12 protein-coding genes and 1 riboswitch are annotated in these 21,103 nt (G+C 38.7%); of the genes, 3 read left to right on the top strand and 9 right to left on the bottom strand.

The genetic code is table 11. The features are described from left to right. Window positions 1-491: 491 nt before the first annotated feature. On the bottom strand, window positions 492-2,696 hold the full coding sequence (locus tag CAO17_RS01270) for an S-layer homology domain-containing protein (RefSeq protein WP_085991039.1): 2,205 nt from the start codon (window positions 2,694-2,696) through the stop codon (window positions 492-494). A gap of 430 nt (window positions 2,697-3,126) precedes the next feature. Between CAO17_RS01270 and CAO17_RS01265 the strand changes: the two genes are divergently transcribed. Further along, window positions 3,127-4,560 carry an MBOAT family O-acyltransferase gene (locus CAO17_RS01265; protein WP_085991038.1) on the top strand — a complete coding sequence of 478 codons (1,434 nt, stop codon included), beginning with the start codon at window positions 3,127-3,129 and terminating at the stop codon, window positions 4,558-4,560. A 52-nt stretch (window positions 4,561-4,612) separates the two neighbouring features. On the opposite strand, the gene CAO17_RS01260 is transcribed toward CAO17_RS01265, so the two are convergent. Then, window positions 4,613-5,833, bottom strand: coding sequence for an alginate O-acetyltransferase AlgX-related protein (locus tag CAO17_RS01260; RefSeq protein WP_085991037.1), 1,221 nt, complete (start codon window positions 5,831-5,833; stop codon window positions 4,613-4,615). Between the two features lie 204 nt (window positions 5,834-6,037). Between CAO17_RS01260 and CAO17_RS01255 the strand changes: the two genes are divergently transcribed. Then, complete coding sequence (locus tag CAO17_RS01255; protein WP_085991036.1) at window positions 6,038-7,054, top strand: YecA family protein; 1,017 nt, start codon at window positions 6,038-6,040, stop codon at window positions 7,052-7,054. 360 nt (window positions 7,055-7,414) lie between these two features. After that, window positions 7,415-9,013, top strand: coding sequence for an S-layer homology domain-containing protein (locus CAO17_RS01250; protein WP_085991035.1), 1,599 nt, complete (start codon window positions 7,415-7,417; stop codon window positions 9,011-9,013). A gap of 322 nt (window positions 9,014-9,335) precedes the next feature. Here the strand turns inward: CAO17_RS01250 and CAO17_RS01245 are convergent, their stop codons facing one another. From CAO17_RS01245 to CAO17_RS01220, 7 genes are all read right to left on the bottom strand, one after another. Next, window positions 9,336-11,585 (bottom strand): S8 family serine peptidase, encoded by a 2,250-nt coding sequence (locus CAO17_RS01245; RefSeq protein ID WP_143833698.1) that lies wholly within the window; start codon window positions 11,583-11,585, stop codon window positions 9,336-9,338. A gap of 502 nt (window positions 11,586-12,087) precedes the next feature. Continuing rightward, window positions 12,088-12,225 carry a hypothetical protein gene (locus CAO17_RS20910; RefSeq protein ID WP_179151860.1) on the bottom strand — a complete coding sequence of 46 codons (138 nt, stop codon included), beginning with the start codon at window positions 12,223-12,225 and terminating at the stop codon, window positions 12,088-12,090. A gap of 148 nt (window positions 12,226-12,373) precedes the next feature. Further along, complete coding sequence (locus CAO17_RS01240; protein WP_085991033.1) at window positions 12,374-15,124, bottom strand: glycoside hydrolase family 3 N-terminal domain-containing protein; 2,751 nt, start codon at window positions 15,122-15,124, stop codon at window positions 12,374-12,376. A gap of 487 nt (window positions 15,125-15,611) precedes the next feature. After that, complete coding sequence (locus CAO17_RS01235; RefSeq protein WP_179151859.1) at window positions 15,612-16,421, bottom strand: N-acetylmuramoyl-L-alanine amidase family protein; 810 nt, start codon at window positions 16,419-16,421, stop codon at window positions 15,612-15,614. 437 nt (window positions 16,422-16,858) lie between these two features. Then, window positions 16,859-18,343: a sodium:solute symporter family protein gene (locus tag CAO17_RS01230; protein WP_085991031.1), complete on the bottom strand. Its 1,485-nt coding sequence runs from the start codon at window positions 18,341-18,343 to the stop codon at window positions 16,859-16,861. Between the two features lie 32 nt (window positions 18,344-18,375). Continuing rightward, window positions 18,376-19,752: an LLM class flavin-dependent oxidoreductase gene (locus CAO17_RS01225; protein ID WP_085991030.1), complete on the bottom strand. Its 1,377-nt coding sequence runs from the start codon at window positions 19,750-19,752 to the stop codon at window positions 18,376-18,378. A 195-nt stretch (window positions 19,753-19,947) separates the two neighbouring features. Further along, a complete protein-coding gene (locus tag CAO17_RS01220; protein WP_085991029.1) occupies window positions 19,948-20,616 on the bottom strand; it encodes a carboxymuconolactone decarboxylase family protein in 669 nt (222 codons plus the stop codon). A 327-nt stretch (window positions 20,617-20,943) separates the two neighbouring features. After that, a riboswitch (SAM riboswitch) is annotated at window positions 20,944-21,048 on the bottom strand. Between the last annotated feature and the right edge of the window lie 55 nt (window positions 21,049-21,103).

Here is a 21,103-nt window from a genome sequence, read left to right as displayed (position 1 = left end):
CTTCAGTTTTCGACTGGAGCAAGAGAACCGTCTCCTTTTCATTTTAGGCCATTTTCTAAAAGATTGTTGCTTTTTGCACAAAATAGAATACACAGTAGACTGTTCGTAAATACCGCTACGGAAATACACTACGCTTTCCGTGGGCGCTGCTGAGCCTTCTCCGAGCTAACGCTCTCCGAAGTCTCACCTAGGCTTTTCATCCCACTGGAGTCTCCGTGCATTTCCTCCGCTGGTTTGGAGGGCAGTCGACTCCTTGAAAATAAAAGCCGATTTTCTACGTGCGATGTTTCGCTGACGAAGTCTTCCTTGTCCTGCGGGAAAAGCACGTGTTAGAACTGAGCAGGAAGTGGTTTTCTTCCGAGGAGGTCCTAAGGTGTGCGTAGTGTATTTCCGCAGCGGTAAACGCACCAGCAACTATCTTAATAATTTATTGCGCATCATCCTTCAAATGCGAAGTAAAAAACAACAAAATATACGAAAAGAGCCTCATTTTATTTTGCTACATCCACTAATCTTTCTTCTACTTCTGGAACGATTTCACCGATGCTTGCTAAATGCTCAGCAAAATTCCCCCAGTCGGAAAGGCCTAAGTCGGTTACTCTTCCTTCTTCATACGCCTTAGCTAGCGTAGTATAACCGTCTCCACCTTTAGCTGTAAAGGCATTGGTTGCAATCGTATACGTTTGGTCGTCCTCCACTTCTGTTAATGTTCCATCTTCTTTTTCAATGGAAATGGATACAATCCTCTCCCCAGCAGGCTGAGAAGAATCATATTCAACAACACCACCAGCTATATGTAAGAATCCACCACTTTCTGCTGGATATTCTTTGAAACTAGTTTCAAAGACTTCTTTAAGCTCGGCACCAGTTACTTCAACGGTTGCTAATGTGTTACCAAATGGCAATACGGTGATAACTTCTCCAACGGTAATAGGCCCTTGGTCAATCCCAGCCCGGATTCCACCACCATTTTGCATGGCCATCACCACATCTTCATTATATTCTTTCGCCTTAGCAAGCATGCCATCCGTAATTAAGTTACCAAGTGGTGTTTCACTATTTCTCACACTTTTTCCATCATTACCCTCATCGGATACTCTCGGATTGACAAGTGCTTCCATTGCTATTGCACCAATTTCTTGTTCAGAAACTTCAATTACAGCTGACTGATATTTTTCTAGCATTTCCGCTGCTTCAGGGTCTTCCTCTTTTTCCCCTACTTCTATCAACTCACCAGCTGCACCGATAACAACACCATTCTCATTAAATTGCACATCCACCGTGCCAAGATAGTCATTATATTGATACGCTTGAACAATTACAGTCGGGTCCTTTTCTACGCCATGATCATCCTCCGTAACAATGACTGGTTCGTCTAATTTCGTATGCGTGTGTCCTCCAACAATTAAATCGATGCCATCCACCTCCTGAGCTAACGCTTGATCATTATCCACAGCAACATTGTCATCATATCCAATATGTGTCACAGCAATAATTTTATCGATACCTTGTTTTTCAAACGCTTTTACTGCTTTTTCTGCCTCTTCTATATAATCTTCAAATTCAATCGCTCCAGGACTTGATAAATCCACTGTTTCTGCAGTCGTTAATCCGAAAATACCAACATTTTCTCCTTCTATTTCTTTGACAATTCCTTGATAGATTTTCCCGTTATCCGGATCACTGGAGACCGTATCACTAAATAATCCAGTGAATTTTTCATCCTTTGAAAAATCAACATTGGCACTAACAAATGGAAATTGTGCTGCTTCTACAAAGTCTTTCAACGCCTGATGCCCCTCCTCACTGGAGCCTAAATCAAATTCATGATTTCCAAATGTCATCACATCATAGCCCATCAGATTCATAAACTGTAAATCTGCCATTCCCTGAAACTCATTAAAATACAAGGTTCCAGACATAACATCCCCTGCATCAACAAGCAAGGCATGAGGTTTTTCTTCCCTAACTTCTTTTACAGCAGTTACCTTTTTCGCAGCATTATCTAAATTTGCATGGGTATCATTGGTATGCATGACAGATAATTCGAAGGTAGGTTTTGGTAGCTTATCTCCAAACTTATAGTCAGCATTGGCTAATAATAAGGCAAAATCAATTCGTCTCATTTCATCGTTAGGACTAAATGTCGTTTCACTTGTTCCTTTTATTAATCCGTTCGCATACAGTGTTTCTATGTATGGTGCATACCATTTATTTTCCGCAACATCCTTAAATGGAAGCTCTGTTCGAACGATTTCCATATCATAAGCTTCCACTACGAGCTTAGCAAACTCAGAGCGTAGCATCGTCTCGTTCGGCCCAAAGGTACCATCTTCATATCCATGGATTACCCCGTCCGCATATAGTGCATGGACAGCATCAGCATACCAGCTACCTTCGTTTATATCAGAAAACGGAGCATGGCCTTCTGCACCTTCCATCCCACGAATAACCGCAAGCATTTTCGCAGCTTCTGAACGAATAACCGATTGTTCTGGTTTAAAGGTACCATCTTCATATCCATTAACAACACCTGCTCGCACCAAATCCTTCACTTCCTGATATGCTTCATGATCCTCAGCAACATCAGGAAATGTCATCTTCGCACTAGCACTAACCGCCGGTACAAGTGTTGCTGTAGCCATAACTGCCCCCAATGTCATTACAGAGGCTTTCCTTCTTTTATTTGTTGCCATCCACTATATCCTCCTCGAAAATAAAAATCAAAATAATAGATAGAATACTCCTATGAAAAATAAAATGAACCTTCAATCAGAGAGGGGTTCTCCATCAACCACTGAAAATGTTTAGCTTTTCCTCAATGAGGTGAGGTATTACTTCCTCTTAATCTACGGGAAACTTCTACCAATTTTAATCATACCAATAGAATATGAATAGAAAGTTTAGCAAACAATAAGTTTTGGTAAATCAGGGACGGTTTTATGCTCTATTTTGATAGGTTCCCTACATTCTTCCGTCCACTCTTGAATGCGTTATGTAAAAACCGCACCAATGCCCACCCAACCATCATCTGGAACACGTACTCCTAATTGACAAGTATGCCCTCTATCATTACGATTAGTGTATTGAATTGTTTTTAATAGGACCTAGAATGAAGGTGTCACCATGGTTTTCAGTAGTCTTGTTTTTTTATTTGTTTATTTGCCAATTATTTTATTGGCTTATTTTATTGCTCCAAAGGCATTGAAAAATTTTATTTTACTACTTGCTAGCCTCTTCTTTTATGCATGGGGCGAACCAATGTATATCTTTTTAATGTTTGTTTCTATCATTCTTAACTACATCTTCGGTTTACTGATTAGTAAATACGAAGGCGATACTTCCAAAAGGAAATGGATTTTAACGTTGTCGATTATTGGGAATTTGGCTATTCTTGGTTACTATAAATACACCCCTTTTCTTATCGACAATCTGAACAGGCTGTTTGACTTAGGTCTCGCAAATAAAGAGTTGCCATTGCCCATTGGAATTTCCTTTTTCACCTTCCAGGCCATGAGTTATGTTATCGATGTTTACCGGAATGATGCGAAGGTGCAAAAGAACCTATTTAATCTTGCTTTATACATATCGTTATTCCCGCAATTAGTTGCTGGACCGATTGTTCGCTACAATACCATTGCCGAACAAATAAAAAATCGTATCGTTTCGTTGGAATTATTTTCAGAAGGGGTACGACAATTTATAATTGGTTTGGCTAAAAAAGTGATAATCGCCAATCCCATGGGGGAAATTGCTGATCAAGTTTTTGCAACAAACCCGAATGAGCTTAGTATCATCACGGCTTGGTTAGGGATACTAGCATATACCCTACAAATTTACTTTGATTTTTCTGGGTATAGTGATATGGCCATTGGTTTAGGGAAAATGTTTGGCTTTACATTCTTAAGAAACTTTAATTACCCCTATATTTCAAGAAGCATCGGTGAATTCTGGAGAAGATGGCATATCTCCCTTTCAACATGGTTCCGTGATTATGTCTATATTCCACTTGGTGGGAATAGAAAAGGTATATGGAAAACATACCGTAACCTCTTAATTGTCTGGACGTTGACAGGATTCTGGCACGGTGCAAGTTGGACATTCATGGCATGGGGATTTTACTATGGTATTTTAATTAGTGTGGAACGTGCGGGATTCCGTCGGGTTATCGAAAAAACCTGGAAGCCGATACAGCATGTTTATGTATTATTGATTGTAATGGTTGGCTGGGTCTTTTTCCGGGCAGATAATTTCACCTATTCCTTTGAATTCATTCAGACGATGTTTGGCTTCAATGGAACAACGATACTTGACAGTACAGCCCTCCTGTATTTACATGATCAATCCTATTTATATGTACTAGGATTAGTATTTAGCTTGCCGATTTATCCATGGTTTATTAAGCAAATGAATCAGCTTCAGGAAAATAGGAGAGTAAACCGTGTCATCTCCCCCATTCGCTATGGGGCAGGACCATTTTTGTACTTTGGATTACTTGTATTAGTAACGATGTTTCTCGTAAATTCCACGTATAATCCGTTTATTTATTTTCGTTTTTAACAACAAAGAGGCTGGGATAAAAGTGTTATTCTAACACAAATGTCCCAGCCTCTTATTTATCCGTATTTTGCTCAAAGTCATATAAATATTCCAATGTCCTACCATTACTATATAAAAAGGCTACTGCATCATAATCATGCTTCTCGATGAACTCGTAAAGACTCTCTCCCTCATTATGCCGAACATCATAAAAGGTTGTATGGTAAAAATGCTCAGCTAACAATGGAAGCAGTGTATTAGCATACGAATCCTTTAAAAATAAAATTTTCGTGTTATCGTTTGCTTTTTCAGGGTTTAAAATATGAACTTCACTATGGTCCCCTGCATAAACATCTGTATAAGTCACTAACTCGTCATCATCAGATTGCTTCGCTTTGCCATATACATCTGAAAAGTGGACCTTATGTTCTTCAGACATGCCATCTACATAGGTTGTCCATTCCTCTATATTTACATGTTCGTTTTCTACATAGCATAATGCCTCGCCTGATGCGTCAATCATGCCGAATAATTGTCGATTATAGGTACCGAGAAAATTCCTGTCATTTAGGCAATGCATATGATAGGATTCCTTATCCAATGGTCCATCATGGAAAATCGAGGAATTCTCTTGAAGTGTCTCACGAATCACTTCATACCCTGCAAAAGCTCCATACATATTCCAGTGATGATCAGTACTGAAATAAAAGGAATGGTAATCTTTATCCCCCCACTGGTTATTCCATTGTTGTCCAATATCAATTATGTTTATATGGTCCTTAGGTAGGGAAGATAAAAATAATTCCTTATCAGCCTGTCCTAAGCTATTATCAACCCATCGTGGATAGCTTTCATGAAGCATATGTCTTCGATCTGGAATTGAAAAATAATATAACTCTATTTGATTCTTTTTGGTATAATGATTCAATTCCTTCATGTTTTCCACTGCAAATTGAATGGCATTTTTGTCGATTTCTGTAAATGGTTTTGGATAAACCCATTCATCTTGAACATAATAATCATATACAAAGGTTTGATTGGTTAATAATTGCCAGGATAGGTAACTTTTAATCCAACCATCTCTTAAATAAAATTGATCGGTTAAATAGGAATCAAATTGCCTTGTATATTCGCCGTTTACAATTGTTTCAGGGGTTATGGGGGGACGCTGTGCTAATGTCCGATTTTCCGTATCCGAAGTTTCTTTATCTGGAGTGAGAAATGTGGTAATTCCAAAGAAGAAGATAAATGCTACAAATAAAAAGGATACAAGAATATTACCAAAGGACTTCATTTTATTTCTCCTCTAATGTTGTTGGACTTTACGACAAATTGCTACTATTAGTTTATAAGAGTAGCATATATAGTGCAAGCAACGCGTCGAATAAATGAGAATTTAATCTTAAAAAATGCAATTATATCACTATTAACTTGAAGAAATGAATATTTTCCCTCATAATAATATAGCAAAATAAATTTAATGTGGGGTGCCTAATGTATGAGTAAGATAAGAAGAAATGACCCTTGTCCATGCGGGAGTGGTAAAAAATATAAAAAATGCTGTGGAGCTCCTAATAAATCTGGGTTAAACCCACAGGTAGTAACGCAACGACTTTATCAATTACATCAATTATTTATCTCTTTTGTAATGAGCAACTATGAGAAAACAATCCAAGAACAAATCAAATTACATGATAAATCCGATTTTAAAGAGAATGATGAAATCGTAAATGTATATCATACTGGTTTAACGATATGGATTTTATTACATGCCACATCGCTTAACCAACAGCAAACTTTATTCGATATCTTTTCTCGAAAAATCGCTCCAAAACTAAGTGGGTCTTTGAAACAAATATTTTCCACCTGGGCAAATGCTGTCCCCTCTGTCTATGAGATACAGCCATTTGATCCCGAAGAAGAGAAATTTGTAACGGTAAAGGATTTACAAACAAAGGAAACCTATAATATTCCACGACAAGAAAACGATGATTATATAGAAGGAAGTCTTGTAGTCGGAACATTACTACCATTTGTTGATCATCATAACTTCCTTTACAGTATGATTAAGCTATACCGCCATGAAAAAGCAGCTGTACTTGATTTATATAAAAAATATGCGGCAGAAAAAGGTGGTATGAAACAACATTTCCCTGACTTTTTAGCAGATGCATTAGTTCTTGGGATGAGTGGTAATGAGCTGGATAATGAAATGTATGAAAAAGTAACTCAATTATTTGCAAACCACCTAGTGAATAAGGATATCCATGATGAAACCATTCTAAATGGAATTAAGCTATGGAATAAGTATTGTAAAGAGGAAAAGCCTTCCTTCCAAAAAATTGAACCATATGCAGCAGCATTAGAATACCTTGTTCAAAAAACATTCTTAAACAATACCAGCCTGACACAAAGCCAAGTTGCAAAAGAATATGAAACGTCACCAGGTACCGTTTCCACCAACTTCCGAAAATTATCTAATGCATTAGAAAGTGAAATAAAGCAATATCAATAAGGACTAAGCTAACACATAAATAGGGTGTTAGCTTTTTATTTTGGGTTTGCCAATTTGGGGTGTTTATTGGGTTGTCCTCTTGGTTCCCATATTCACCGACCGGTTTGGTCCTTTCATCCCCCTTTTCCATTTCCTTGATGATGACACTTCAACTTTTTATCACCGTTCTCTATCATACCCTTACCTCTATTGACCTGAAATCATCCATAAAGCTATACAGTGAATAACACATAAAACAATGAGGCAAAAATAATAATTTTACAAATTTATAACAAATTTACCCTTTGTTTGTGATATAATTTACTTTGGTTGGTAATTTTTGGATTTACCAATTATTCATATTTTAGGAGGGGGAAACCAATGAGGAAAGTCAGTATGATTTTGACAGCATTGGCCGTTATCTTTGCTTTATTTGCGCCAGCAGTAAGCGCGGGATCTGCTTTTTCAGATGTTTCTAGCGACCACTGGGCAAAAGAAGCAATTGATGAAATGAATGAACAAGAAATTATGCAAGGTATTGGGAATGGGGAGTTTGGTCCTGACCAAACGATTACCCGTTTAGAGGTAGCGATTATTATCTCTCGTGTACTTGAACTTGATACAGAGAATGTAGATCCAGTTGACTATAAAGATTTACATAGTGAAATGGATTACTACGAATATATGGCTGCCGTAATTCATAACGATCTCATGGTTGGGGACGGGGAGAATTTTAATCCTCAAGATGAATTATCAAGAGCTGAAGCAGCAAAAGTTTTAGTCAATGTATTTGAACTAGAAGAAGGAACAAGCATTAACTTCGAGGATAATGGAGAAATTGCTGATTGGGCGAAAGATGCTGTAGAAGTGGTAGTAAATTATGGCTTAATGACTGGTAAACCAGGAAACGAATTTGCTCCAAAAGATGACATCACTCGTGCAGAGTTTGCAACGATTGTGTCAAGAGCAACAGACAATCCGCAAACCATTGAAGAATTACTTAAAGAAGTATATGCGAATGAAATGGAGCTTGAATCTTATCAATATGAAGGTAGTATGAACCTTGGTGTTGAATTACCTGATTCCTTATTTGATGAATCAGAGGAAGCTTTAGAAGAATCCCTTTCACAATTACTAGAAAATATTCAAGTAGATATTACTGGATCTTATCAGAAAGACCCGATGATGATGGATGCAGAGATGAAATTAACGGTACAAAGTGATGTAGAAATGACCATTCCAATTTCTATGGTCATGACAGAAACAAAAATGTGGATTAAATTCCCACCAATGTTCTCTCCTGATCCAGAATTAGCTGGAAAATACGTTGAATTTGATTTAGAAGAACTTGCTGGGTTAGAAGGACAACCAGCTATGGATATGGAAGTACAAACAGAACTAGCACTAGATATCTATAACCTGTTTGCAACCCATTTCTCGGATTTCTATAACAGAGTTAGTGAAGCAGAAGTGGATGTACCAGAAAATGTAGATGTTAAACAAGTATTGAAATTCGAATTAGACAATGAAAACTTACAATCCTTCTTAGAGACATTCGTTCATGGTTTCATTCCTGGGTTTGTTGAGTTACTAGATAACCCAGCATACTCAGAGGCACTTGGCATTCCTGAAGAGGAATTACAAAACCTTAAGAAACAATTAGGACAATTAGATGATGTAGCGATTGAAGACTTAATGGAAGAAATTAATAAAGTATTAACAATTAATAACTTCGAGGAGTATGTTGTTATTAACCAAGACAATCAAATTGGTTATAGTGCAGTAAATGTAGATTTGGATATTACAGCTGAAGGGGAAACGATAGGAATTACTCTTTCCTTTGACCAAGGTAAATCCGAAATCAATGAACCAGTTACCATTGAAACGCCAAACGAAGAAGATGTCGTACCATTTGAAGAACTATTCGGACCAATTGAAGAGGGCTTTGAAGAATTTGATGTAGAAAGTCTTGAACTGTAAATGGTAGAAGCGAGGCTGGGACATAACTAAAGTGTTTAGCCCAAATCCGAACATTGCATCACACTAGCGAAGGAAATACACGAAGACTCCTGCGGGAAAAAAAGCCTAGGTGAGACTACGAAGAGCGATAGCTCGAAGTAGGCTCAGCAACGCCCTAAGGTGCGCGTAGTGTATTTCCGTAGCGGTTTATATGTACGACCATGTTCGGTTTTCACTTGATATAAACACTTTTGTCCCAGCCTCTTTTTTTTATGGTGGTTTTCATTAGATTTCAAACAAAAAAGACTGTGAAATCAATATCCACAGCCTAATATGAAGCACCTTATTGGATTGCTCTAGTAATCATAACCGCAAATTCGCCTCTTGTTATTTTATTTTTAGGTCCATATTTTCCATTAGGTAATCCTGTTGTAATATCATTAGCTACTAGCTTTTCAATATATGGATAAGACCATGCTCTTTCATTTACGTCTGGAAATATCATTTCCGCACTTCCTTTTAAATCATAAGCACGAGTGAGGATGGCAGCCATCTCCGCTCTTGTCAATGGATGATTGGGATGAAACTGACCATCTTCGTTACCAGTAATAATTCCCTCTTTTGCTGCCGCTTCAATATAGCCTAATGCCCAATGATCGGTTGGTACATCTTTAAACGTATGGCCATTTTCTATAGGTAACTTTAGCTCTTCCACAATAATCTTTGCTGCAGAAGCCCGGTCAATATGGTCATTCGGTCCAAATCGTCCATCTGGATATCCGGAAATAATTCCCTTTTGGGCTAAATATAATATTTCCTCTTCCGCCCAATGTTCATCTGTATCTGAGAAACTTACTGTGTCAGAATCACTCTCTATCGTTGAATTGGTGGTCACCTTTATTTCGTAAGGTTCCATTGACCAATGATTATAAAAATCATAAATGGCAAGCTTATACGTTCCCGGTTTTGCTTCAAATGTATAATTTTCATTCGCACCGGATAAGTTATCATCAAGCACATGTTGCTCTACTGCCTCACCATTTTCATCCATTTTGTACAACACACTCACTAAATCAAGATGTTTTGTGTTATTTTGCAAGTTTATTGTTACAGTTGTATTTTTCTTAGTATCAAGCCTATACCAATCTTTATCCATTGGCAAATGGATACGATTAGTGTATGAAGTACCATCCCTCAATTCCTTTGCTTTTTTACTACTATCCTCTACATCATCGTTTAAGGATGGAAGGTCTGTCTTGAGTGCTTCATATGCATTAAGCCTTCCATATCCGACATACTTGTCCCATTCTTCCTCAGCAAGGTGATCGGAACTTAATTGCAATGCCCATTCAATTTTTTCCGGACCCCAATTTGGTTGTTCCGCTATTAATAAACCAGCAACTGCGCTAACCATCGGTGCTGAAAAGGATGTTCCATCATCCATTTTATAACCACCATTATGATCGGTACTATAAATGCTTTCACCTGGTGCAGCAATATCTATGTAACTACCATAGTTCGTAAAAAATGCAGGATTATCTTGCTTATCTGTTGCTGAGACACTAATGACCGGTGTGTAAGATGCAGGATAGAAAAAGGTCTCAGAGGATTCGTTTCCAGCTGCTGCCACTAAAACTATTCCTTCTTTCTGTGCCTCCCATAAAGCGTCTGCATGCGTTTTCTGGTATCGGTATGCCCCAAAGCTCATATTGATTACATCAACACCCTGCTCTATTGCATAATATATACCATTCGTAACATCTGCAGTAGTCAATTCACCATTCTCATCAGCAACTTTCACAGGTACAATGTTTGCTTTTGAATCAATGCCAGCAACCCCCATGTCATTTTGGTTACTAACGATTATTCCAGCCACATGGGTGCCATGGCCATTATCGTCTGCAGGATCCTTATCATCATTTACAAAGTCATAGCCAGGTAACACTCTACCAGCCAGGTCCGGGTGATTTTTATTCACACCGGTATCTAATACGGCAATCGTTACATCCTTGGAACCTTTGTTTATATTCCAAGCATCGAATGCATGTATTTGATTTAAATACCATTGTAGATCAAGCTCTGAATCGTTAGGTACATAGGAAGACCTTAATAGATAATCAGGTTCAGCCGACCATAAGCTTGTATCCTGTTTTAAGCGATATAATGTTTGATTATAATCATTTACTTTAGGGACCTTAAATAGAAAAATCCCTTTCTCCTGTAACAATTTTGAAGTTTCCTGTTTTACTAATGGGTAATTTTTATAGTTGAAATATTCCCCTTCTTTGATACGAACTATAATCCTACGATCATTTACCTTTGTTAGATCAATTTGAGGCATAGTCTGAACCCTAAACTTCTTCTTCTCTTTCACATAGGATTTCTGGAAGTCTTCAAAACGTTCATCCAAATCTTGGGTAGTTGCCTTAGAAGATGCTGCTTGGTTGTGTATTTGATTAAGCGCTTGTTGTAAATCGCGATAATCTGTAACGGATGAATTCAAAACTCCTTCTTGGCCTTCCATTACAGACCCATTGGATGCGGAGGTGGAGCTTGGAAAGATATAGGTAAGTAATAATAATAATAAAACCATGCGGCATATAGTCCTTAGATTTTTTCCCGTCAAATAAACACCCTCTTTAACTACTATTAATATATTTATTTTACAGTATAATAGATTGATATACTATTTATAGTAAAAAAATGGTTATTTTGGATTAATTTCGGGATTAGTGTGAATAGGGAATCAGGACTGTATAATTAAGAAGGCTCAGGCTTTGTGGGTATACTAAATACAAGAAGCGTGATACCTTTACCAATTCATGATTTCAAGTACCACGCTTGTTATATTTATAGGAGGGATACATATGGCATCAACCTAATAAATCGGCCAATTGAACTGATTTCAGCTATTTTAATTTAATCCTCTTTTTATTCTTTTTTTGTCCATCAAACGTTTAAATAATACTTATTTCATTTGATTATTATATTTTATTAGAACATTTCCTAAAAAACTCCAAAAGAAAAACTCCGTAGAATAACTCTACGAAGTTTCCCATAAACTTGAAATTATAATTCAATAACTTATTATTCTATTATTTAGTTACAGTAACTTCTGCTTTTTGAGCAACATCTTGTGCATCTTTGATGTCAGCATCTTCAAAAATAAAGGGGTTTTGGCAAATTTCCACATGGTAGTTTTTTACTTTTATGGTATGTGCTAGTAGCCACATACATTATTTCCCGGGGATGTAAAATTATAGTACCCCATTTGCTCCCAAATGCATGTTAAGAATTTAGAGACTAATGGGTAATTTGGAGGAGAATGAAAAAGAGACGGTTCTGATGCAACAGGGTGTAATCAAAACCGTCTCTCTAAAATTACAATTCCAAGAACTCTGCTACAATTTTAGCCATTTGTTCGCGTGTTGTTTTTCCATTTGGATCAAATTCGTTATCTGGGTTCCCTTCAAAAATTCCAGTTTGATACACTTTTTCAACGGAATCTTTTGCCCAGTCACTGATTATGTTAGCATCGTTAAAGTCTGATACCTTTTTCGTTTCATCGAATGTAGATGAATCCAAGTCCACCAATTCTAATGCACGCTCAATCATCACAGCTGCTTCGGAACGAGTAATATCATCTGTCGGAGCGAATTCACCTTTTTCATTTCCTTCGATAATACCAGCATGTACGGCTGCCATTAATTCTCCGTTTTTGTTAAACCATTCATCACCAGTAACATCAGAAAAGCGATTATCGTACGTTTCTCCTTCAAGATCTAATGCTCGTACAAGTTGAACGGTAAATTCAGATCGAGTCATATCTTGAGCTGGTTTGAATGTTCCGTCTACATATCCCTTAATAATACCGTCGGAAGCTAACTTTTCGATATATTCTTTAGCCCAACTATCCTCGATATCAGAGAATGTCATGTTATTTTCCTCTTCATTATTTTCATCTTCTTGATTTTCGTCCTCTTCTTTTTCTGTTTCTTCATTATATGTGAGACCAAAATCATACGCATACGCATCACCATTTGCATTTACATAGGCAAAAGATGGGTCTTCATCATAGCTAGGGATGTCTCCAATTTCCGCATCAACTGCATCCATATCTGCTGGTAGTGCGAATGGAAGTTTTCCAGTTGGTTCATATTTACCACGGATGACATCAATCACTGCTTCTGGCTGTGTACCAAATGTACCGATTAAGGCCGCAGCATTTGGTTCAATTTCATCGAGTACCCACTGGTTCGTAAAATTAACGTCCATAATCGTTGGAACGGCTTCTTGGATTTCAAGAATTCGATCGACTTTCTCGATTCCTGTTTCCTCACCAATGGTAATACGTGGGTTGTTATCCCAGTTGGATTGTACTGGTTTTACCGAAATAAACGCATGTGTAGCTTCATCAAGGCTATCTACTAGTGTAATAGATTCATCATGTGTTTCAATTTGCGTTCTTAACGTTTCTGTCGCTTTTCCATCTTCTCCACTAGGAAATGCTTCAACATATAATTTCACATCATCAATCTTTTCATCCGTTAATGGAAGTAGCTTTTCACCATTAATTTCGTCGTTCCGTAAAAGAACAACAGATTTTTGATGTGCTTCATACGCTTTTTCATGTGCTTCTTCATTTGCTACAACGTCAAGTGCTTCTTGTGGGTCAGCATATGGATCTTCAAAAAGGCCAAGATTCATCATTTCCGTTAACAATAATGCAACGGATTCGTTAACGGTTTCTTCTGTAAGTAGCCCTTCCTCGACTGCTTGAATGAGTAGAGATGGATCATCGTTACCAGACATGATATCTGTCCCAGCATTGATCGCTTTTGCAACTTTTTCATGCGGCTCTAAAGCTTCTGCCCCCCATGCATTTCCACCAACAGCGCCAGTATCGGAGTTTACATAGCCTTCAAAGCCAAGGTCATTCCGTAAAAATCCTAAAATACCTTCATTTAATGTAAAACCAACCTCTTCAAATTGCTGGGTTTGCTTGTACCAATCTAAGCCTTGATCTGCACTTGTATTACTTGGGTATGCATAATAAGGCATCACAGAAGATACACCCGCTTCAATTGCTTTTTCAAATGGCGGGATATGGTATTTCAATAAGCTTCCTTCTGTCGGATAAGGATTGAAATTACCATTTTCAAAGTGAGGGTCTTGTCCATCATCACGTGCCCCACCACCAGGGAAGTGTTTCACGGTGATAGCAACACTGTCCGGGCCTAATTCATCACCTTGGAAGCCTTTCACGATATTATAAATCATGTCACCAGCAATTTCAGGATTTTCCCCAAATGTGTCTTCAATTCTTGCCCATAATGGGTCTGTTCCAATATCTGCTGTATACCCATAAATTTTGCGAATTCCCGCTGCTTTCCATTCCTTCGCTGCAATTTCTGCAAATTCTCTTACTGCCTCTTCATCTTTTGCGGCAGCAAATCCTAATGGTCCAGGCCAAAATGTATGTTGACCTTTAGCTACACCAATGTTTGTATAATCAGTTGAAGCGTGATTACGCGGATTGGAAGTAATCACTACCGGAATTCCTAATGGTTGCTCCTCCGCTATTTTCTGAAGTTGATTATTATAATTCGCAACCAATCCTAAATTAGGTGTTTGACGGAAAATAACATAACGCATGTCCTTATCAACAATCATCTCATCATCCGCTTCGACATATACACCGTCTTCAAAATCCTCTATCATACGATGCGTATCGATAAGCATCAATCCGGATTTTTGTTCCAGAGACATCTGGTCAACGAGGTCTGCTACACGCTTATCAACGGATAATCTCCAATCTTCATACGTGTCTAGCTCTCCATTTGCATTGGAGTCTTTGAATTTCTTCCCATCGATAGTTAGAATTCGTTCCTCATTTGCTACTTCAATCTCTGGCTGCCCTTTCGCTTTTGGAACGATAACTGTATCTACTTCCCCAGCATCGTTATATGGGATTGTATTAAAATCCTGTTCCGCATATCCTAAATCTTCATTGTCTGTTGCTGCAGAAACTACTGGTGAATGGACTGGTAGCAATAAGGATACTGCTAATGTACCAACCGCTAATTTTCTCTTCAGTTTTGAATTTTTAATTCTTCTAAGTACTGAAGCCATGTTTATCCTCCCCCTCTACTATCATGAAGCGTTTTCATTTTTTTAAAAGCTAACGAAAAAAAATCACCTCCTCATAACCTTTTAACAATCTATTCATATTCTATTAATAGAAAACGCTACCAATTAAGTGGAAAAAAATTTATGTAATTCTTATAGGATATAAAGTGAAACTTCCAACAGCGGGGTTTTCTTTCATCCCTCACCTAAAATGATAAATAAGTCATAACTCGTTAGATGACCAAACAAACTAATTATCTTCCATTAAATTTATTAGGTGACCAAACAAACTATTTTCTAATAGACTATCACCCTATGAAAAAATTTTCAATAATTATTTGATTTTTTAGTAATAAATAACTATTCTGCATCCACTCTTCTTGCTTTCATCTCATACTTTGGTAACAATTTCCTTTTCCTAGAAATGTTGAAATGGGGACGGTCCCGATGCAACTACTTCGTGCATCGGAATCGTCCCCACAACACCATTCTATGCTTCTATAACATAAACCGTCCAATTCGTCAGTTGGATTAATTCTTCTGCATAGTTTTCAGCTATATTCCTTCCTACGAACGTTCCAGTTACGATTCGATAGCCTGGATTCCAGCTCATACTTTCTGGAACTTCATAAAGTAACCAATTATAGTTTTGATTGATTCGAGCCTTACCACTGGCTAAAGCGGCAGCATCAGGAAATACACCTGTTTTTAACCGATACTTATTGTCGTCAGATGGTTCCATCTCCTCTTCCCTTCCTCTCAGGTTAAAGGTCTCCGCAATTCCTTCCATATGTGCCCTTGCTACTTTTTCAATCCAATTATTATCCTTCATTCGTGAAAGGTCATATTGGTTGGAGATAAATCCATTTTCGGTTAGGATAGCAGGCATCGTCGTTTCTCTTAACACATGGAAGTTAGCTTCTTTTTGACCACGATCCCTCATTCCACTCGCTCTAACCACTCTCGGATGAATGTCATCCTGAGCTTCTCTTGTGAGGAAGCTAGTTCTTCCATTAAAAATAAAATCTTCATATCCACTTGCACTTGAACTGGTAGAGGAATTGGCATGAATCGATACAAAATAATCCGCGCCCCATGTATTCGCATCGTTGGTCCGCTGATTCAAACTGACCGTTTGATCCGTTGTACGCGACATACGAACGGACACATTTTCATATTCTGCATTAGCGATATCACGCATTTTTAAACCAACACGTAAGGTAAAATCCTTCTCCGATAGCCCACTACCTACCGCACCAGAATCTGCCCCCCCATGACCTGGATCAATATATAACTTCATTTCAAACCTCCTCCCATGTATCGTATGCAAGGGGGCGGTTCTAGTGTAAGGACAATAAGGACGGTTCTTTTGATTCATTTTTGATAAGCAAAGGGATATGGAACAGAGGGGCAATGGAGCGATGGCTTAGGGGTGCACTACATTCTCTTCAGCTGAAACAAAAAGAGACGGTTCTAAATGTACCAAAAAACAACCGATACAAAAAATAACCGCCCCTATCTACTCGTTTACATAATGCTTTTAGATCTTCCCTCTTTACTTCCCAAAATACCATTTCCACAGGGAAAACCCTATGATTACATAAATGAAAATTAAACCATATAACCAAACTGAAAGCATCTCATTAACAAACATCAGCAATCTTCCTTTCACTATTTGGTAGGGGGAAGCACCAGGTTTGTCACACAAGTACCGTCCCCCTTGCAACCAACCTACCGTCATGCAACTTCTTTTTCTTCTTTTACGGGTTCTTTCATTACTCTTGCAAGCAAGGCAATGGTAGCTATTCCAATAAATGTTGCGACAGCGCCTGCTGACATGGTACTTGGTATGATTCCCCCAAAATACAAGACCAAGTACGATACCAACCCGGCAACCATGGATATTTCCGCGGCACGGGCTGGAGCTCGGCGCTTCCCGTATACTGCATATAATATCGGTCCGAGTGTTCCGGCAGCTACTCCGGATATCCCTATCCACATAACATCTCCCATGTACTTTGGTGGATTTAACACAATTAGAAATGCCGCAAGACCAACGAGTGGTACAGATAGTCGGCTTAATTGCAGTGCAATTTTCTGTGCCTTTTCATCACTAACCTTCACATAACCGCGTTTTACCAGAAACTTCAGAAAAATATCGTTAGCAAACACCGTTGAAATGGATACAAATAGCCCATCTGTAGTTGACATCGCCGCTGCTAAAATGACAACACCGAATATAGCAACGATTATTGCTGGAAAGGCCCATGTCACATACTCCATCAAAGCCAAGTCAGCAGTTACGACACCATCGCCAATAGCCGCTCTACTATAGAGACCACCAAACAAGACAAGTAAACAAAAGGAGGCTGTCACCACATAGGTGATAATCATTTTTCCAAGATCCTTTTCATTTCTCAAACCAAGAACTTTATTAAATAAGTGTGGTGCAGATGCAAATGCCCACTGAATGACAATGGCACCTATTACTGCTCCAACCGAAAAGAAGTGAGCCGAATCTGGGTTAAACACCTTTACAAGATTTGCATCCTGTTCAGCAATATTCCCTGCAATTCCTGCAAATGTATCACTAATTCCACCGTTCCAAAATAGAACAATTCCAGAAATAAAGATAGTCAGACCAGCAATCGCCATCAGCACTGCCTGAACGGCATCTGTATAAATATCAGCGAAAGCGCCACCTATGTACACATAAAAAACGACAATCGCCGTGATGAAGATAAGACCAGTGGTATAATTCATCCCTAGTAAGTATTCAAAAATCCTTGCACCTGCTACAAGTTGCCCCGAAATATAAAAGATATTAAAGAGGAGAATCAATCCTGTTCCTACTCGTAAAATGTCACTATTATAAAAATCACCCAGCCAATCTGGTAAGGATAGTGATTTCTGTTTGGTGTTTAATTTTCGAACCTTTTTCGCAACCATAATGACACCAATTGGTCCACCGCCAATCATCGCTAAAAAGATCCACAGATTAGCCAGTCCCCAATCATAGGACCACCCCGGATAGCCAAGAAAAGTTGCTGCACTTAAATAAGTAGCGGCAAAGGAAAGCCCGAGCACATATGGCCCTAGCCCCCCGCCAATCGCAAAATCACTAACACTTTTTGTTTTCCTGGCACTGACAAACCCGAGGGTAAGCATAACAACTAGGAATATTCCAAACCCTATCCATGTATATAAAGTTACCGCACTCATGGCTTTCTCCTTTCCTTTTTAAAAAGTAAATACTAGCTTTCAACACGAACCCCTAGTTTTCTTGCCGGATGATTATCAGGCAAATGTGACCCACGTCCAAATAAGTTTTCGCGAAGTGTCTTTCCTTCATATTCTGTTCGATAAATCCCACGCTTTTGTAATTCAGGCACAACATGGTCTACAAATTCACGGAAGGTTTCTAATGAATAGCCTTGTGCAATATTAAAGCCATCTGCATCCCCCACAGTTACCCATTCCTCGATTTGGTCTGCGATTTGCTCAGGAGTACCAATAAATCGAGCTGTACCATTGCCAAGACCGTGATTTTTAATTGCTTCGCGTAATGTCCATTTCTTATTCGGATCCTTCGTGTACATATCCAAGTTTCCTTGTACCGCATCTGTCTCCATGTCTTCTATATATTGATCTGGATCATATTGTGAAAAGTCAATGCCAGTATGACCGGAAAGCATTGCTGCTGTTCCTTCATAGCTAACATGACTCTGCAAATCCTCATATTTAGAAATGGCCTCTTCTTCTGTAGAACCAACAATCGGTAATACCATTGGGAAAATAGCAATATCATCGGCATTTCTACCCTGTCTCACCGTACGCCGACGAAGGTCTTGGGAGTAATTTCTCAATGCTTCCAGTGAATGCCCCTTCGTAAATACAGCCTCCGCATGTTTTGCCGCAAAGTCTCTTCCCCTTGGTGACGCACCTGCCTGGAATAACACGGGAGTACGTTGAGGAGACGGTTCGGTTAAATGAATACCAGGAACTTGAAAAAATTCCCCTTCATGGTTAATGCCATGCACTTTTTCCGGATCTGCAAAAACATCTCTATCGCGGTCATACACGACGGCATCCTCTTCCCAGCTATGCTCCCAAAGCTTATACACGACTTCTAAAAATTCATCCGCACGGTCATAGCGCAACTCTTTCGGCATACGACCAGATAATCCGAGATTAATCGCTTCACTATCTAAGTAAGATGTAACTACATTCCATGCCACACGGCCTTCTGTCAAATGATCAAGTGTTGAAAGCTGGCGTGCCAAGGAATACGGCTGTGCATAGGTAGCCGAAATTGTTGGAGCGAAGCCAATATGTTCTGTCGCCGCAGCCATCGCAGTGATTGGCATAAGTGGATCATGTGCCGGTAGCTGAACAGCATTTCGTACTGCCGCATCATGGCTGTTTCCATATTTCGAATACGTTCCAAGAACATCTGCAATAAAAACAGCATCAAATTTACCGCGTTCCAAAACCTTCGCTGTCTCTGTCCAGTATTGAAGCCGATTATGATGAATCCCCTTATCCTTAGCATGCTTCCACAATCCAGTCGAATGTGGAGAAGGAGAATTCTGCACAAAACCATTTAAGTGAATTTGCTTTTTCTTTGTCATTTTTCTGATACTCCTTTTTGATGTATTATCTTGATTTAAGATGAAAGAAGAAGGAGTGGTGGATGGAAGAGTCATTTGGTTGGGTGGGGATGTTTCTTTCCTCTTTACACCTTGTGCGTCAGTAAGAACACCGTCCCTCCCGAACCATTTTTGACCCTTGCTTTCTCCTTCCTTAAAAACAAAACAGCTTTCTAATTAGTTTTCATCATACGCGTTCAAGGCATTTACACTGTGTGCAAAGGCAGATCCTGCTTTCAATGCTACAGCAACAAATATTGCTTCAGAAATCTCTTCTAGGCTTGCACCTGTTTTCTTCGCATTTTTTGTATGAAGGTCAATGCAATACGCACATCCAGTTGTATGGGCACAAGCTACAGCGATAAGCTCTTTATCTTTTTCTGTGATATTTTGTGCTTTAATTGATTTTTGGTCGAAGTCTATGAAAGCTTTAAATGTTTCTCCATTAAGCTCTGCAAATTCTTTTAGTCTAGCAAAATAAGATGCTTTATAAAGTTCATCGTCTCCCTTACCATCGTAAGCATTCAATGCGCTAACACCGTGTGCTGCTGAAGAACCAGCCTTCAATGCTGTTGCAACAAAAATAGCCTCCGCTACTTCCTCTTTGCTAGAATCATTTTTCTTCGCATTTCCAACATGTAAATCAATACAATACGGGCATCCAGTAATATGGGCAACCGCTACCGCAATTAATTCCTTTTGCTTCACCGTAAGCTTACCTGCTGCTAAAGCTTGGTCATTAAATTTCATAAATGATTGAAAAGCATCCGGTGCATACTTATTTAATTCTGCAATTCTTCCAAAATACTCTTTCTTGTACAAGCTATCTGTTTTTGTCACTGTCATCCTAATCTCTCCCTTTGGTTTAGTCGGGATTGTTCTCTTACTATCATTTAACCTTTAGTACGTTGGTAATAGTGAGAACGGAACCCTAATAATGAACCTACTTTCAATAGATTTTTCTCACTTTACTATGATATATAGATGCAAGTCATGGTATGAGGGTCAGTCTGGTGATGAACTTCTTCGTGGTGTTCTGCTCATGATGTGGCTGATGGTATGGTAGGGACGGTTCTTATGCCACCCATTTCATTCATTTATTCATAAAGAATGTCCGTGGCTTCCCAAATAAAAAGCCCCTTCCGATGAGGAAGAGGCAATATGTATGTCCCATACTCATCTTTCAAGCATCAGCTTGCTGGAATTAGCACCTTGTTACATCGTAACGGTTGCTGCGGGATCACCGGACCAGGTTCCTCCCCCGACTCTTGATAAGAAAAAATCATATTCAATTAGTAGGAATTGATATCATCATACCTGACAACTTAGGAAT

This window comes from Oceanobacillus senegalensis (genome assembly GCF_900176885.1).
Classification (GTDB): Bacteria; Bacillota; Bacilli; order Bacillales; family Amphibacillaceae; genus Oceanobacillus; species Oceanobacillus senegalensis.
The sequence above is the reverse complement of the archived record's forward strand: the minus strand, read 5'-3'. Positions and strand labels throughout refer to the sequence as shown.

What these genes read in the sequence shown, in the direction of transcription:
- CAO17_RS01270 (WP_085991039.1), bottom strand. Translation starts at nt 2,696, where the DNA reads ATGGCAACAAATAAAAGAAGGAAAGCCTCTGTAATGACATTGGGGGCA.
- CAO17_RS01265 (WP_085991038.1), top strand. Translation starts at nt 3,127, where the DNA reads ATGGTTTTCAGTAGTCTTGTTTTTTTATTTGTTTATTTGCCAATTATT.
- CAO17_RS01260 (WP_085991037.1), bottom strand. Translation starts at nt 5,833, where the DNA reads ATGAAGTCCTTTGGTAATATTCTTGTATCCTTTTTATTTGTAGCATTT.
- CAO17_RS01255 (WP_085991036.1), top strand. Translation starts at nt 6,038, where the DNA reads ATGAGTAAGATAAGAAGAAATGACCCTTGTCCATGCGGGAGTGGTAAA.
- CAO17_RS01250 (WP_085991035.1), top strand. Translation starts at nt 7,415, where the DNA reads ATGAGGAAAGTCAGTATGATTTTGACAGCATTGGCCGTTATCTTTGCT.
- CAO17_RS01245 (WP_143833698.1), bottom strand. Translation starts at nt 11,585, where the DNA reads ATGGTTTTATTATTATTATTACTTACCTATATCTTTCCAAGCTCCACC.
- CAO17_RS20910 (WP_179151860.1), bottom strand. Translation starts at nt 12,225, where the DNA reads ATGTGGCTACTAGCACATACCATAAAAGTAAAAAACTACCATGTGGAA.
- CAO17_RS01240 (WP_085991033.1), bottom strand. Translation starts at nt 15,124, where the DNA reads ATGGCTTCAGTACTTAGAAGAATTAAAAATTCAAAACTGAAGAGAAAA.
- CAO17_RS01235 (WP_179151859.1), bottom strand. Translation starts at nt 16,421, where the DNA reads ATGAAGTTATATATTGATCCAGGTCATGGGGGGGCAGATTCTGGTGCG.
- CAO17_RS01230 (WP_085991031.1), bottom strand. Translation starts at nt 18,343, where the DNA reads ATGAGTGCGGTAACTTTATATACATGGATAGGGTTTGGAATATTCCTA.
- CAO17_RS01225 (WP_085991030.1), bottom strand. Translation starts at nt 19,752, where the DNA reads ATGACAAAGAAAAAGCAAATTCACTTAAATGGTTTTGTGCAGAATTCT.
- CAO17_RS01220 (WP_085991029.1), bottom strand. Translation starts at nt 20,616, where the DNA reads ATGACAGTGACAAAAACAGATAGCTTGTACAAGAAAGAGTATTTTGGA.